Source organism: Kribbella soli (genome assembly GCF_004331345.1).
Taxonomy (GTDB): Bacteria; Actinomycetota; Actinomycetes; order Propionibacteriales; family Kribbellaceae; genus Kribbella; species Kribbella soli.
The window spans coordinates 566,441-580,431 of the sequence record NZ_SJJZ01000001.1 but is presented as its reverse complement, the minus strand read 5'-3'; the positions used below and the strand labels follow the sequence as shown (position 1 = coordinate 580,431).

Annotated in this window: 13 protein-coding genes; 6 read left to right on the top strand and 7 right to left on the bottom strand. The window is 69.7% G+C overall.

Annotation, left to right across the window (positions count from 1 at the left end; translation table 11 throughout):
• Positions 1–61 precede the first annotated feature (61 nt).
• Positions 62–721 (top strand): membrane protein YczE, encoded by a 660-nt coding sequence (gene yczE, locus E0H45_RS02895; protein WP_131334706.1) that lies wholly within the window; start codon positions 62–64, stop codon positions 719–721.
• Positions 722–790: 69 nt separating this feature from the next.
• Here yczE and E0H45_RS02890 read toward each other — a convergent pair whose 3' ends face one another.
• Positions 791–2,950 carry an MMPL family transporter gene (locus E0H45_RS02890; protein WP_131334705.1) on the bottom strand — a complete coding sequence of 720 codons (2,160 nt, stop codon included), beginning with the start codon at positions 2,948–2,950 and terminating at the stop codon, positions 791–793.
• Between the two features lie 102 nt (positions 2,951–3,052).
• Between E0H45_RS02890 and E0H45_RS02885 the strand changes: the two genes are divergently transcribed.
• The gene (locus E0H45_RS02885; protein WP_131334704.1) at positions 3,053–3,634 is read left to right on the top strand and encodes a TetR/AcrR family transcriptional regulator; all 582 of its coding nucleotides are present in this window, start codon (positions 3,053–3,055) and stop codon (positions 3,632–3,634) included.
• The gene (locus E0H45_RS02880; RefSeq protein ID WP_202872175.1) at positions 3,631–3,927 is read left to right on the top strand and encodes a DUF1905 domain-containing protein; all 297 of its coding nucleotides are present in this window, start codon (positions 3,631–3,633) and stop codon (positions 3,925–3,927) included. The genes E0H45_RS02885 and E0H45_RS02880 overlap by 4 nt, the downstream gene beginning before the upstream one ends.
• 51 nt (positions 3,928–3,978) lie before the next feature.
• On the opposite strand, the gene E0H45_RS02875 is transcribed toward E0H45_RS02880, so the two are convergent.
• The gene (locus tag E0H45_RS02875; protein WP_131334703.1) at positions 3,979–6,366 is read right to left on the bottom strand and encodes a DUF4097 family beta strand repeat-containing protein; all 2,388 of its coding nucleotides are present in this window, start codon (positions 6,364–6,366) and stop codon (positions 3,979–3,981) included.
• Positions 6,367–6,374: 8 nt separating this feature from the next.
• The gene (locus E0H45_RS02870; protein ID WP_238154768.1) at positions 6,375–6,989 is read right to left on the bottom strand and encodes a hypothetical protein; all 615 of its coding nucleotides are present in this window, start codon (positions 6,987–6,989) and stop codon (positions 6,375–6,377) included.
• Between the two features lie 169 nt (positions 6,990–7,158).
• Between E0H45_RS02870 and E0H45_RS02865 the strand changes: the two genes are divergently transcribed.
• From E0H45_RS02865 to E0H45_RS02855, 3 genes are all read left to right on the top strand, one after another.
• Positions 7,159–8,313, top strand: coding sequence for a cystathionine gamma-synthase (locus tag E0H45_RS02865; protein WP_131334702.1), 1,155 nt, complete (start codon positions 7,159–7,161; stop codon positions 8,311–8,313).
• 192 nt (positions 8,314–8,505) lie between these two features.
• The gene (locus E0H45_RS02860; RefSeq protein WP_238154767.1) at positions 8,506–9,876 is read left to right on the top strand and encodes a glutamate mutase L; all 1,371 of its coding nucleotides are present in this window, start codon (positions 8,506–8,508) and stop codon (positions 9,874–9,876) included.
• 31 nt (positions 9,877–9,907) lie between these two features.
• Positions 9,908–11,149 (top strand): AI-2E family transporter, encoded by a 1,242-nt coding sequence (locus tag E0H45_RS02855; protein ID WP_131334700.1) that lies wholly within the window; start codon positions 9,908–9,910, stop codon positions 11,147–11,149.
• 66 nt (positions 11,150–11,215) lie between these two features.
• Here the strand turns inward: E0H45_RS02855 and E0H45_RS02850 are convergent, their stop codons facing one another.
• From E0H45_RS02850 to E0H45_RS02835, 4 genes are all read right to left on the bottom strand, one after another.
• Positions 11,216–12,370, bottom strand: a complete 1,155-nt coding sequence (locus E0H45_RS02850) for a hypothetical protein (RefSeq protein ID WP_131334699.1) — start codon at positions 12,368–12,370, stop codon at positions 11,216–11,218.
• Positions 12,371–12,378: 8 nt separating this feature from the next.
• Entirely contained in the window at positions 12,379–12,951 is a 573-nt protein-coding gene (locus E0H45_RS02845) for a hypothetical protein (RefSeq protein ID WP_238154766.1), read from the bottom strand.
• A gap of 104 nt (positions 12,952–13,055) precedes the next feature.
• The gene (locus tag E0H45_RS02840) at positions 13,056–13,358 is read right to left on the bottom strand and encodes a hypothetical protein (RefSeq protein WP_131334697.1); all 303 of its coding nucleotides are present in this window, start codon (positions 13,356–13,358) and stop codon (positions 13,056–13,058) included.
• The gene (locus E0H45_RS02835; RefSeq protein ID WP_131334696.1) at positions 13,355–13,948 is read right to left on the bottom strand and encodes a hypothetical protein; all 594 of its coding nucleotides are present in this window, start codon (positions 13,946–13,948) and stop codon (positions 13,355–13,357) included. Before E0H45_RS02835 ends, E0H45_RS02840 begins: the two co-directional genes overlap by 4 nt.
• Positions 13,949–13,991: the final 43 nt, after the last annotated feature.

The following is a 13,991-nucleotide window of genomic DNA, read 5'->3' as shown; positions in this document are numbered from 1 at the left end:
AGTCCACTATCGCGCAACTGGCTATCGAATACCAGGCCACTTACGCCGGACACTGGATCTCGTGACTGCCACCTCCGATGCCCCGCCGCGTCAGCTCGCGCCCCTCAACCCGATCCAGCAGCTGAAGGCAGGCCACCTCCCGCGCCGCCTGGTGCAGCTGTACGTCGGCCTGACCCTGTACGGCGCCTCGATGGGCCTGATGATCCAGGGCAACCTCGGGCTCGACCCGTGGGACGTGTTCCACTCCGGCATCACCAAGCACATCCCGCTCAGCTTCGGGACCGTGGTGATCGCGATGAGCTTCGTCGTACTGCTCGCCTGGATCCCGCTGCGCCAGTGGCCCGGACTCGGCACGATCAGCAACGCGATCGTGATCGGCCTGGTCACCGATCTCACCCTGGCCACGGTCGACCGCCCGGACGCGCTCTGGCTGCGAATCGTGTTCATGCTGTCCGGCGTCGTCCTCAACGCGCTGGCCGGCGCCCTCTACATCGGCGCCCAGTTCGGCCCCGGCCCCCGCGACGGCCTGATGACCGGCCTGGTACGCCGTACCGGTCTGAGCGTCCGGCTCGTGCGGACGTCCCTCGAGCTGACCGTCCTCGCAACCGGCTTCCTGCTCGGCGGCTCGATCGGCGTCGGCACCGTCGTCTACGCCCTCTCGATCGGCCCACTCGTCCACGTCCTGCTACCGATCTTCACCGTCCGCCTCAAGCGTAAGTAGACGGGTCCCGGACCAGTAAAGGTCCGGGACCCGTCATTCTCGCAGGACCCCTCAGCCTGCGGGTTCTTGTCAGCCGACCGGTTGGAGCTCACGCTCCTCGGGGGCAGCTGAGCTGACCTTCATCCGGCGCGGCCACCAGGCGCGGGGGCCGAGTAGCGCGATCACACTCGGCACCAGGAAGCTCGACATCACGAACGCCGAGATCACGATGCCGGCCGCGACCGAGAACCCCATCTCGGTGAGCAGCGCCATACCGGCCAGCATCAGTGACGAGAACGTGCCGGCCAGGATCAGCCCGGCCGCCGCCACCGACGGGCCGCCGTGCTCGATCGCGCGGTCGGCCGCGGTCCGTGGATCCGTGCCGCGTTCGGCCTCCTCGCGCAACCGGGCGATCATCAGGATGTTGTAGTCGGTGCCGATGGCAACGACGAACAGGTACAGCATGATCGGCAGCGAGAACGTCACGCCCGCATGGCCGGCGGCGCCCTGGAACACGAACACCGTCGCGCCGATCGAGCTGAAGAAGCTCAGCGCCACCGCGAACATCAGCACCAACGGCGCGATCAGCGACCGCAGCAGCAGCGCGAGGATGACCGCGATCAGCCCGCCGGCGACCGGGAAGATCACCGAGAGGTCCCGGCTGTTGGCGTCCCGGATGTCGGTGTAGCTGGCGGTCACGCCGCCGAGCAGCGTGGTCGTCCCGGCCGGCGCCTCGGCGTGCGCGGCATCCCGGAGTTTTCCGTCGACCAGATCCAGCGACGCGTTCGCGTACGGCGCGTTCTTGAGTACGACGTTGAGCTGGGCAACGGTCTTGTCCTTGTTCAGCAACGCCATGCTGCCGTCCGCGCCGGCCGGAAGCACTCCGCCGACACCGTCGACCTTCGCCAGCTTCCCGGCGTACGCCGAGAGCTCGGCCGGATCCAGCGGCGTACCGTCGTTGCTCTTGACGTAGACCGTGGTCGGGTTCAGCGCGCCGGCCGGGAAGCCCGCCTGCAGGTCTTTGATCGCGCGGGACGACTCGGTGCCGTCCGGCAGCTGGCTGAACGCGTCGTAGTCGACCTTCATCCCGAGCGAGCCGAGCGCGAGCACGACCATCACGCCGCCGGAGATCGCCGCGACCACCGCCGGACGCCGCGCGGTGAACGTGCCGAACCGCTTGAACATCGCGCCCTTCGGCGTCTTCTGCCACGACTTCGACGGCCAGAACACCTTCGGGCCGAGCAGCGAGACGACCGCCGGGACCAGGGTGATCGCCGCGAACGCCATCACCGCGACCGCGATCGCGAGACCCGGGCCGAGGCTCTTGAACCCGCCGAACACCGCGAGCAGCAGGGCGCTGAACGCGACGACGATCGCGCCCGCCGCCGACACGATCACCTCGGCGACCCGGGCGACCGCGTTCACCAGCGCTTCCTTCGGCTGCTCGCCGGCGCGCAGGCGTTCGCGGAACCGGAACAGCAGGAACAGGATGTAGTCGGTGCCGACGCCGTACAGCACGACGGTCAGGATCGTCTGGAGGTCCTGCGTGACCTGCAGATCGGTCGCCTTCGCGACCAGTGCGATCAGGCCGGGCGCGATCGCCGACACCAGACCGACCGTCAGGATCGGCAGGAACGCGGCGACCGGACTGCGGTAGATCACCAGCAGCAGGCCGATGATCAGCACGACGGTCGCGATTCCGACCACGATGAAGGCGTTGTTGAACGCGTCCTGGTTGTCGAGCATCAGCGCCGCGTCGCCGGTCACGCCGTACTCGAGATCGGCGCCGGTCAAGGTGGCGCCGGTGACGTCACGGATCTTCTGTACGGCGTCCAGCACGGCCTGCTCGTCCGGCGTGCCCTTGAGGCCGACGCTGATGATCTGGACCTGCTTGTTCGGCGAGACCGCCTGCGGGCCGGTGATCGCGGCGGTGACCCGGTCGATCTTCGCCGCGGTGATCTTGGCCGCCACTTCGGTGACCTTGGCCTGGTCGGCCGCGGTCAGTTCGCCGCCCGCGTTCCGCTTGACGACGATGCTGGCGGTCGCGTCGTTGGTCTGCCCGAACGCGTCGACGGCCAGCTTCTGCGCCTGCACCGACTCGTACTTGTCGGGCAGCAGCGCCGCCTGGTCCTTGGTCGTGACGTCCGCGAGCGTCGGCGCGAACGCGATCACGGCCACCGCCGCGACCACCCAGGCGGCGATCACCTTCCACGGATTGTGGACGACGAAGCGTCCGAGTTTGGTGAACACCCCGAGACCCCTCCCTGAGGGTTGGAACACACTGTCTACCTGCCGGTCGGTAGGTAGACTACCTGCCGACCGGTAGGCGAGTGAAGGTGAGAGGGTGGTGACGTGCAGCACGCGACCAGTTCCCGGGACACCAAGGCGGAGATCCATCGCGCCGCGGTCGACCTGTTCTCGACCCAGGGGTACGACAAGACCAGCCTGCGCGAGATCGCCGAGCAGGTCGGCATCACCAAGGCGTCGCTGTACTACCACTACTCGTCGAAGCAGCAGCTGCTGCGCGCGGTCGTCGGCACCTTCCTGGACGATCTGTTCGAGGTACTGCGGCTGACCGAGACGATGGAGTGGTCCTCGGAGAACGAGCGTGAGGCGCTCGGCGCGTACGTCGACGTGGTCATCGCGCACCGGGCGACCGGTCCGACACTGCTCCGCGACATCGCCGCCGTACTCGCCGCCTTCGGGGACGACCTCGACGAGTTGATCGCTCGGAGCCGGCGGTTCCAGCTGTGGCTGGCCGGGCCGGACCCGACGGCCGCCGACCGGCTGCGCGCGGCGGCCGCGGTGGAGACGATCGGGGCGGCGATGTCCGCCGAGCTCGATCTCTCGGTCAGCGAGGCGGAGATCCGCGCGGTGCTGCTGGACGCTGCCACCGCCGTTCTCGCTCGCCGCGGCACCCCGGTGGGCGAGTGAGCGACTACCGGTTCACGACGCCGCTGTGGCAGTACCCGGGCGAAGGCAGTTGGTACTTCGTCACGGTGCCGGAGGACATCAGCGACGAGATCACCGACCTCACCGAAGGTCGCCGCAAGGGCTTCGGGTCGGTGCGGGTCACCGTCACGGTAGGCACCACCACCTGGCAGACCTCCGTCTTTCCCACCAAGACCGGCACCTACGTCCTCCCCGTCAAGAAGCCGGTCCGAACCGCGGAGAACCTCACCGAAGGCACTCCAGTAGAAACGCAGCTGACGCTGACCGACTTCTGACAGGTGCCTCCGGTCGACCGCGAGTGTACCTACAGCGCGGCAGTGTCCGTGTCACTTTTCCGAAGCAGGGCCGCGGGCCGTAGGCGACTGCCGGCCCGGCATCTGGTGGTCCGGCCTGGCGCCCTGGCTCGACTGGCCCGACTGGCCCGACTGGTGCAGTGGCGCGGTGGACGCACGCGGCGGCGCGCTGGCGCGACCGGTCAGCGATGTCGCGTCGGCGTTCAGGTTCTGCGCGACCCCTTCGCTCGAGGTGCTGATGGTTGCGTTGCCAGATATCGAATCGGCGCGGACGATCCTGGGCCCGTTCGCGGCCTGGTCGACAACGTGGATCCGGGCGTTGCCGGACATGGAGCCCACGCGCGCTGTCCCGCCGGCGAACCGGTCGACCGAAACGTTCCCGCTCTGTGTCTTCGCCCTCACCTCGCCCTCTGCGCGGCCGACCGACACGTCCCCGCTCTGTGCCCTCGCGTCGAGGTCCTGGACCCGGCCGACGGACACGTCTCCGGACTGGGTGTCAGCACTGACGGTCCTCGCGACGTCCACGTTCACATCACCGGACTGGGTCTGTGCGTCGACGGTGTCGAGGCCTCTCGCCTCGATGTCGGCGCTCTGGGTCCGTGCGCTCAGCGCACTCCCGGGCGGCACGACGGCGGTCACCTCGATCGGCGACGGGGCCGGGCCCACCGTGAGGTTGGAGCCATTGCCGTTGATCTGCGTGCCGTTGACCATGATCGAACCGCTGTATCCGGAGATCTGGATGCCATTGTGCCCAGTGCTGATCACAGCGCCGTTCGAGGTGCCGGCAACCTTCGCGGAGAGTACGCCGTCGGGGCTCTGCCCGAGCGTCGCGCGCTGCACCGCCTCGGCCGAGGGCCCCTCGGTGTCGGTGGTCGAGATCTCCAACCTGGCTTGCGTGCAGTTCGGGTCGACCCTGACCGTGACATTGCCGGCAGATCGCATCAGCTCGGCATCGATGGTGACGGGCCCGGCTGTGTCTGCCACGAGTTCCCGACGGGTCGAGGGCGTGCTCCTCGGCGTCTCCCCGGCTGCGGGCTCCTGCAGTCCCTGCGCGTCGGCCGCAGCCTCCCGGGGATCGGCCCCACGCGGCGGCTGCCCGTTGACCCCAGGCCCCTGCGGGGTGACGCCAGGCTGTTGGGGGTCGGTGCCGGGCAGTTGCTGGGGGTCGACGGTTGGTGCTGGGGTGCTTGCCGGGTCCTGCGAGCTGGCTGCGGGTGCGTCCAGTTCGCCGGTGGGCTGCAGGCCTTCTTGCGCTTCGGCGGTCCTGACGGACTCGCCCTGGGTTTCGGACGAGACGGTCCAGGCCTCGGAGGGGTTCTGCCCTTCCGCGCCTTCGACCTCTGGGCCTGCCTGGGGCGTCTGCGGTTCTCCACCTTCACCGAGCTGCGGCCCGTTGTCGTCGCCGACCTGGGCCTCGCTCGCCGGACGATCGCCGGTCTCGGCCTGCTCACCCACAGCCTGAGGCTCGCCCTCGCCAACCTCGGCCTTGCCCTCGGCGCGGGGCTCGCCTTCTGTGCGGGCCTCGGCTTCGCCTTCGGTGCGCTCGCCTGGTTCCTGGTCGTTGCCCGCCTCGAGCTGGTTGTCGCCTTCCCGTTGCTGGTCCTGGCTCGGTTCAAGAGCAGGGTTGGTGTTTTCCTGCTGGAGTTCCTGGACGCGCGCCTCGAGCAGTTGACGCATCTCCGCCTGGAGGCGGTTGTTCTCCTGCATCAGCGTGAGGGTCTGCTGCTGGCTCTCCAGGATCGACTGCTGCAGCGCCGCGATCCGCAGGGCCATCTGCTCGGACTGCTGCGGCGACGGCGCCTGCCGGACCGCGTCCCGGGACTGGATGCCCTGCCCTTGCCGCCCAGCGCCGTTCTGCTGCCCCGGCATTCCGTGCAACCGGCCCTCCGGCCGGAACACCTGATCCATCCGGCCCGAGGCCAGCGCCGCCAGGTCCGCGCTGTTCAGCGTCGATCGGCCGATCGCGACCTGCACTGCCGGATCCGTGCGTTTCACGTCCCGCGCCGCCTGCTTGAGCGCGGCCTTGAGGACCTTCGTCCCTTGACGTTCGTTCCGTCCCCAGCGTGAGTACCGGTTGACGACCCGGCGTAACGGGTTTCTGGGGCTGGAGATCCTGGGTTGCCTGGGTGCGGGACCGGCCGCCTCCAGCCGGGCGCTCGCCGCCTGGCCGAGCCGCTGCGAGAGGTCGCCGTACGGCCCGGGCCGTACGGTTGCGTCGACGTGGAGGCTCGCCAACTGCTGCAGGTCGGACTTCGTCATGTTGGCGCGACCGATCCGCTCACGGACCGCTGGGTCCATGCGCTTCACGTCGCGGGCCGCCTGCGTGTACGCCGCCTTCAGCGTCTTCCGGCCGCGCCGTGCGGCATTCCACCGAGAGGCCCGCGCGCGCAGTCCGCCGGTTTCCTGGGAGGATTCGCTCATCGGGTCTCCTAGTCGATGTACACGGCGTAGTTGACCCCGACAGACGTCGTCAGCGGGTCCTTGCTGGGCTTGGTGCTGTAGAGGTGGATCTGGGCGCCCGGGCGCAGCCAGACGGCGAGGTGCCGGCGGCCGGTCCCGGCGCCGGGCTCCCACTCGTCCGCGAACGTCGGGCTGCCCTCGTCACCGACGTAGTCGGGTTGCCCCCAGTGCCTGGTCGCGAGCGCGAGGTGGTCCGGCCAGTGCGCGTCGAGCCCGGACTCGGCGGCGGCGATGTCGTCCGGGCCGATCTCGTACGCCGACCAGCCGCTGTCCGGGCAGTCCGGGAATGCCAGGCCGTCGAACACGATCATCGTGGTGCCGCGCTGCGTGGTGAACCCCCACGAGACCATGTCGGCGCCGATCACCTCGCCGGCCTGCAGCGGCCACGGCTGCCAGGCGGTCTGGCCCATCACCCGGTGCACCAGGGCGCGCACGACCTCCGGCCCGGCCTCGTCGCCGTCCGGCCCCGCGATCACGGTCCAGTCCGGAATCTCGGCGAGATCCGCCATCGCCAGGTCGTCCTGGTCGAGCGGCCTGTCCTGCGTCTTCATCCGGCGCCGTCGTCCTTCCTTGCCCGGTTCCATGACCGCAACCCTTTATGACCCGATACAACCCCCTGTGCGCAACCGTAGGCGGCGCAATGGGTCATTCGCCACCCAGTACGACGCGGCTGTGGACAAGTCGGATCCCCCGGATGGTCTCAGCACCGGACGTCCTGCGGGTCCCGAGCAGACCAGGCCGTACGCTGGTCCGGTGAACACGGAACACCACTACGGCTTCGAAACACTCGCGATCCACGCCGGGAACGAGCCTGACCCGACGACCGGCGCGGTCGTACCGCCGATCTACGCGACCAGCACCTACAAGCAGGACGGCGTCGGCGGGCTGCGCAACGGATACGAGTACTCCCGCTCGGCGAACCCGACCCGCACGGCGCTGGAGGAGTGTCTGGCTGCGATCGAGGCCGGCACCCGCGGCTTCGCCTTCGCCAGCGGTCTCGCCGCCGAGGACACCCTGATCCGCTCGCTGTGCGTGCCGGGTGACCACGTGGTCTTCCCTGACGACGCGTACGGCGGCACGTTCCGCCTGTTCGCCCGCGTTCTGGGCACCTGGGGTGTGGAGATGACGCCGGCCGCGGTCACGCACCCGGAGGCGATCCGGGCCGCGATCCAGCCGGGCAAGACGAAGGTCGTCTGGCTGGAGACCCCGACCAACCCGCTGCTGAACGTCGCGGACATCGCCATCGTCGCCCAGATCGCGCACGACGCCGGCGCCCTGCTGGTCGTCGACAACACGTTCGCCTCGCCGTACCTGCAGCAGCCGCTGGAGCTCGGCGCGGACGTCGTCGTGCACTCGACGACGAAGTACATGGGCGGGCACTCCGACGTGGTCGGCGGCGCGCTGATCGTGCGGGACGCCGAGCTGGCGGAGAAGATCGCCTTCCACCAGAACGCGATCGGCGCCGTCGCCGGGCCGTTCGACTCGTGGCTGGTGCTGCGCGGCATCAAGACGCTCGGCGTCCGGATGGACCGGCACAGCGACAACGCGGAGAAGGTCGTCGAGTTCCTGCAGCGGCACCAGTCCGTCAGCCAGGTGCTGTACCCGGGCGTCGACGGGCACCCGGGTCACGAGACCGCCGCCAAGCAGATGAAGCGGTTCGGCGGGATCGTCAGCTTCCGCGTCACCGGCGGCGAGGCGCAGGCTCTGGACATCTGCAACAAGGCCGAGGTCTTCACGCTCGGGGAGTCTCTCGGCGGTGTCGAGTCCCTCATCGAGCACCCCGGCAAGATGACGCACGCCTCGGTCGCCGGCACCCCGCTCGAGGTCCCAGCGGACCTGATCCGGCTCAGCGTCGGCATCGAGACGATCGACGACCTCCTGCTCGACCTCGATCGCGCCCTCTCCTAACTGCCCGCCCACGCCAGTCCCGGCAATGTGCTGGGTAAGCCAGCGAATTTGGTGGGTTGGCCAGCCAAATGCGGGGTTTGCCACCCTGAACGCCGGTGGCGAACCCCCAATGTGGCTGGTTGACCCCAGCGAATGTGCGCGGCGGGTGGGTGGGACCGGTTGGCTGGCTGCGGATGGAGAGGTGGGGTGAGCGTGGCTCTTGTAGTGGCGGTCGACTTCGGGTCGACTTTCACGAAGGCGGTTGCGGTGGATTCCGGCTCGGGTGAGCTCGTGGCCCGGGCCGAGCACCGTACGACGATCGACACCGACGTCATGGACGGCTGGCAGGCCTGCCGCGCCGTACTCGAAGCGGCCGACCGCGGCGTGCGGAACGCCGAGGTGCTGGCCTGTTCGAGTGCGGGCGGCGGCCTGCGGATCGGTGTCGTGGGCAACGAAGAGCTCGTGACCGCGGAGGCGGGGAAGCGGGTGGCGTTGTCCAGCGGCGGGCGCGTCGTGGCGGTCGTCAGCGGTGGGCTGAGCGCGGCGAGTCAGAAGGAGCTGCGCAAGGACCGCCCGGACGTCGTCCTGCTGCTCGGCGGCACCGACGGCGGCAATTCGGCCGTACTGCTCAAGGCCGCCGAGACGCTGGCGAAGTACAAGTGGCGGAAACCGGTCGTTGTCGCAGGCAACATCGAGGCCCAGACGGAAATCACGGAAACGCTGACCGCGGCCGACGTACCGCATGTGCTGGCGGAAAACGTCGTACCGGAGATCGGGGTGTTCGCGCCGGACAGCGCCCGCGCCGCGATCCGGGAGATGTTCCTGGAGCACGTGATCGGCGGGAAGAACCTGTCGCGTGACCCGTCCTTCGCACGGATGGTCCGCGCCGCGACGCCGGACGTCGTACTGCGGGGTGTCGAGGTTCTCGCCGCGTTGCACGGTGACGTGGCGGTCGTGGACATCGGCGGCGCCACCACCGACGTGCATTCGGTGATCGAGCTCGACCCCGAGGACGCGAACCTCGGTCGCGAAGTAGTCGCGCCGCATCCCGTGACCCGGACCGTCGAAGGCGATCTCGGGATGCGTTGGAGCGCCGTACCTGTTGTTGCGGCCGGTGCCGAGGCGGGGCTCATCGCGAACGCGGACGAGGTACACGCGGCGGCCGAACGCCGGCGTGCGGACCCGTCGTACCTTCCGGACAGCGGGCGTGAGGCGTCGTACGACGAGACGCTGGCGAGCGTTGCCGCGACGGTCGCGCTGCGCCGGCACGCGGGGCGGCAGCGGATCGTCTTCGGGCCCGGTGGGCGGGTGATCGAGCGCTCCGGGAAGGACCTGCGCGAGGTCGATCTGCTGGTCGGGTCCGGGGGAGTGCTGCGGCACAACCCGCCGGAGGTCGCGGCGCGGATCCTCGGTTCGATCGGGACCAACGCGCAGGAGGAGGGCTGGCTCGTCCCGCAGCGCGCCGAGGTGTGTGTCGACGCCGACTACGTGCTCGCCGCGGTCGGTCTGCTCGCGGACGACGCCCCGAAGGCCGCCGAAGGCCTGGCCGCCCACATTCATGGAACAGGCCCGAGCGGGCACTAGTGTCATCACCACATCAGCTTGCGGAGGTGGGATGAGCGAGTCGGGGCGGGACGAGACCAGGGCGCAGGACCAGAGTCCGGTCGCGGACAACGAGGTGCTGGAGCCCTCCAGCGAGTCGGTAACCGGGCCGGTAGTCGAGACGGTCGAGGCGCCGGCGGCGACCCGGTCGACGACGAAGACGGACCACGGCGTGACGCCGGCGATGGAGATCGCCAGTGCGTGGGCCTGGCGGTTCCTGGTGATCGTCGCGGCCATCGTCGTGATCGGCTACGGGATGCGGTACCTGTCCGAGGTCGTCGTACCGGTGACTGTCGGCGTACTCCTCACCGCCCTCCTGATCCCCGTCACCACCGGCCTGCAGAAACTCCGCCTGCCGCGCGGCGCCGCGGCCGGCATCACCGTGCTCGCGACGATCGTGGTGGTCGCGGGTCTGCTGACGCTGGTCGGGACGCAGATCGCCGGGCAGTTCGAGGACCTGTCCAACCAGGTCGGCGAAGGTGTGCAGAAGCTGCGCGACCTGGCCCGGATCAACTTCGGCCTCACCGACGCCGACATCACCAACCTTTACAAGCAGCTGCAGGAGCTGGTCACGTCCGGCGGCGCGCTCGGTCAGCAGGCGGCAGCGGTCGGTACGACGGCGACGCACGTGGTGGCCGGGCTGTTCATCTCGCTGTTCTGCCTGTTCTTCTTCCTGTACCAGGGCGAGCAGATCTGGTCGTGGCTGGTCCGGCTGTTCCCGCGCCGCGCCCGCGACAAGGCCGACTCGTCGGGCCGGAAGGCGTGGGTCTCGCTGACCGCGTTCGTCCGCGCCACGGTGATCGTCGCCGCTGTCGACGCGATCGGGATCTCACTCGGCGCTGCGATCCTCGGCCTGCCGCTGGTGAGCGCGATCGGGATCCTGGTGTTCGTCGGCTCGTTCGTCCCGGTCGTCGGCGCCCTGATCAGCGGTACCGTCGCGGTCCTCGTCGCGCTGGTTGCCAAGGGCCCCCTCATCGCGATCATCATGCTCGCCGTCGTGATCGGCGTACAGCAGCTGGAGGCGCACGTCCTGCAACCGTTCCTGCTCGGCCGCGCGGTCAGCGTCCACCCGCTGGCGATCATCCTCTCGATCGCCACCGGCGTGGTCATCGCCGGCATCGTCGGCGCCCTGGTCGCGGTCCCCACCGCCGCCGTCCTGAACGCCATCGTGAACCACCTGGCCGGCCACGACGTCGACCCCGAACCGCCCAGACCCCTCCCCAGACGCCGCCCCCGCCCGGCCCCCACGGAATAGCCGCACACAAAGACGCCGCCGAGCCAGGCTCGGCGGCGTCTTCAGTGGTGCTTCGGGTGATCGAGGTCAGCGACCGCCGATGCCCTTGTTGTCGGTGTTCTTCTGCAGGTTGGTGCTGGCGGTCTGCTCCGTCGGCTGCTGCGTCTGCGTAGCCTGCCCCTGGGGGATGGCGCCTCCGGCCGGGGCCACGCCACCCAGGGCGCGGAGCGCGGAGTTCTGCGCGTCCACCTGGGCCTGCGACGACTGGGCCATGCCCTGGATGATCTGGTTGCGCTCTTCCAGAGTCGGAGCGGACATGGCGGCGCTGAACTTCTGTGCCATCTCCGTACGGTCCTTCGGGCTGACCGTGTTCGCGCCGAGCTCCGGGTCGTGCCGGCCGGCGTTGTAGCTTGCCAGCGAGCTCTCGGCCTTCACCATGGCGTTGTTGAACTTGCCCTCGAACCAACGGCCCGCCTTCGCGGCAGCGTTCCGCCCGGCCGCCATCGCGTCCCGGCCGGCGCCGACGACCGCGTCGCGTCCGTCGCGCGCGCCCTGCACCACAGTGTCCCGCGCGCCGCGGGCACCCTGGACAACCGAGTCGCGCATCTCGCCGACGCGGTCGGCGCCACTCTGCCAGGCCTGGTCGAGCCGGACCTGCCCGCGCTGGGCCGCGTCCACAACCCGCTCCCGGCCGGTCTCGTACGCACCGACGGCCTGCTGGCCGAGCTCGGTCGCCCGGTCGCCGACGTTGCGTGCGCCCTGCACCACCGCGTCGCGGGTGTCCCGGGCGCCCTGTACGACGGTGTCGCGCGTGTCGCGGGCACCTTGTACGACGGTGTCCCGAGCGTCCCGCGCACCCTGTACGACGGTGTCCCGCGCGTCACGGACGCCTCCGACCGCGGCGTCGCGGTACTGGCGGCCCTGGGCCGCCAAGGACGTGGCCATCTCGCTCAGCCGCTCCTGCGTCCGGTCGTACGTCAGGTGCACCCGCGCGACCGCGCCGCGGATCGCGTTGGACACACGGTCCTTCAGCGGGTCCGAGTTCGCCGCCCGCATCAAGTTCGCCTGCTGGCGGTCGTCGAGGTTCACGAAGGCAGTGGCGGCCTGCCGCTGATCCGGGGTCATCCCCACGAATGCCTGAAGGTTCTGCTGCTGCTCCGCCGACAGGTTGCTCAGCCAGTCCATGGACTGGCCCCAGCTGCCCTGCTCCCAGCCGGGGCGGCCTTCCGATGGTGTCGTCATGGCGTCTCCTAGTCGATGTAGATCGCGTAGCTGACACCGACCGCGGGGGTCAGTGGGTCCGGGCTCGGCTTGGTACTGAACAGCCGCAGATGGGCGCCGTTGAGGAGCCAGGTGGCGAGGTGGCGCTTGTCCGCGCCCGCTCCCGGTCCCCATTCGTCGAGGAAGTTCGGGTTGCTGTCGTCACTGACGTACTCCGGCTCGCCGAAGTACTTGCGGGCCAGCGCCACGTGGTCCGGCCAATGCGCGTCGAGCCCGGCCTCGGCTTCGGCCGTGTCGTTCGGGCTGAGCTGGTAGGCGCACCACCCGCTGTTCAGGGCATCGGCGTAGGCCATGCCGGGGAACACGACGATCGTGCTGCCGCGCTTGGTGGTGAAACCCCACGAAGCCAGCACCGGGTCGATCTGCTCGCCCGGCGCGAGCGGCCAGGGCTTCCAGTCGGTGGCGGCGGTGACGCGCTGCACGATCGCCCGGACGACGTCCGGCCCGCTGGCGTCGTTGTTGGGGCCCGCGATGGCACGCCAGTCGGTGACCTCGGCGAAGTCGGCGAAGGCCGCCTCGTCCTCGTCGAGTGGCCTGTCCATGGTTTTCATTCCGGGCTTGTTCCTTCCGTTCGTGCTCAAGCCGTCGTCGGCCACCGTATGGCGCGACGAGGTCAGTCCGACCTGCTGATTCGGGGTGTTCTGGTCTAGCGTTCGGGCGACTTGTTGCCGGTGCCTTTGCCGTGCTCGAACCGGCTGGACTCGTGGCGTACGCCGGACGTGTCGACGGTGCGCGCCTGGCCTGGGGCGATCGGAGGAAGCGCCGCGGCCTGCATGGTCTTGGCCTGGTCCGGGGACAGGCCGGCCGGCCCGCCCGCGGCTGCGAGGCGTTCGTGCCTGAGGCCGGTGAGCGTCGCTTCCGAGACACTGCCGGTGGGGGCGGGTTCTGATCCGTTCGTGAACTTGAGGTCCCGCTGGCCTTCTCGGAGCCTGTGGTCTGCTGTCCTCATGTCCCCTCCTCGTTGAGGTAGACGGTGTAGTTGATTCCGACCGACACCGACAGCGGTCTCGCCGTCGGCTTGTTGCTGTACAGGTGGATCTCGGCGCCCGGGGGCGTCCAGACCGCCAGGTGGCGGCGGTCGATGCCGGCGCCGGGGGCCCAGTCGTCCTCGAAACCGGTCTTGCTCTCGATTCCGACGTACGACGGCTGTCCCCAGTGCCGGCAGGCGAGGTCGAATTTCGCGGGCCAGTGCTCGTCGAGCCCGGCGGCCGCGGCTTCGACGTCCCCGCGCTCGATCGCGAACGCGACCCAGCCGCTGAACGGGCTGTGCGGCAGCACCTGGTCGTCGTACACCGCGAGCTCGGTGTTGCGGCGGGTCAGGAAGCCCCAGCCGTCGAGCTGGTCGTCGATCACCGTACGGCGGTTGATCGGCCACGGCTTCCAGTTCGTCCCCGACTTCACGCGCCGAATCAGGCGGCGGACCGGGAGTGGCCCGGTCTCGCCCGCCTGCGGGCCGGCAAGGCGCCGCCAGTCGCGGACCTCGGCGATGTCGGCCATCGCGCGGTCGTCGTCGTCCAGCGGCCGGTCAAGTGTCTTCATCCGTGCGGCAGTCCCTGTCGTTGCGGTACGTGTCGAAACTAAG

Coding starts and splice junctions, on each gene's coding strand:
- E0H45_RS02870 (WP_238154768.1), bottom strand. CDS start 6,989: ATGGAACCGGGCAAGGAAGGACGACGGCGCCGGATGAAGACGCAGGAC.
- E0H45_RS02835 (WP_131334696.1), bottom strand. CDS start 13,948: ATGAAGACACTTGACCGGCCGCTGGACGACGACGACCGCGCGATGGCC.
- E0H45_RS02845 (WP_238154766.1), bottom strand. CDS start 12,951: ATGGACAGGCCACTCGACGAGGACGAGGCGGCCTTCGCCGACTTCGCC.
- E0H45_RS02875 (WP_131334703.1), bottom strand. CDS start 6,366: ATGAGCGAATCCTCCCAGGAAACCGGCGGACTGCGCGCGCGGGCCTCT.
- E0H45_RS02855 (WP_131334700.1), top strand. CDS start 9,908: ATGAGCGAGTCGGGGCGGGACGAGACCAGGGCGCAGGACCAGAGTCCG.
- E0H45_RS02850 (WP_131334699.1), bottom strand. CDS start 12,370: ATGACGACACCATCGGAAGGCCGCCCCGGCTGGGAGCAGGGCAGCTGG.
- E0H45_RS02840 (WP_131334697.1), bottom strand. CDS start 13,358: ATGAGGACAGCAGACCACAGGCTCCGAGAAGGCCAGCGGGACCTCAAG.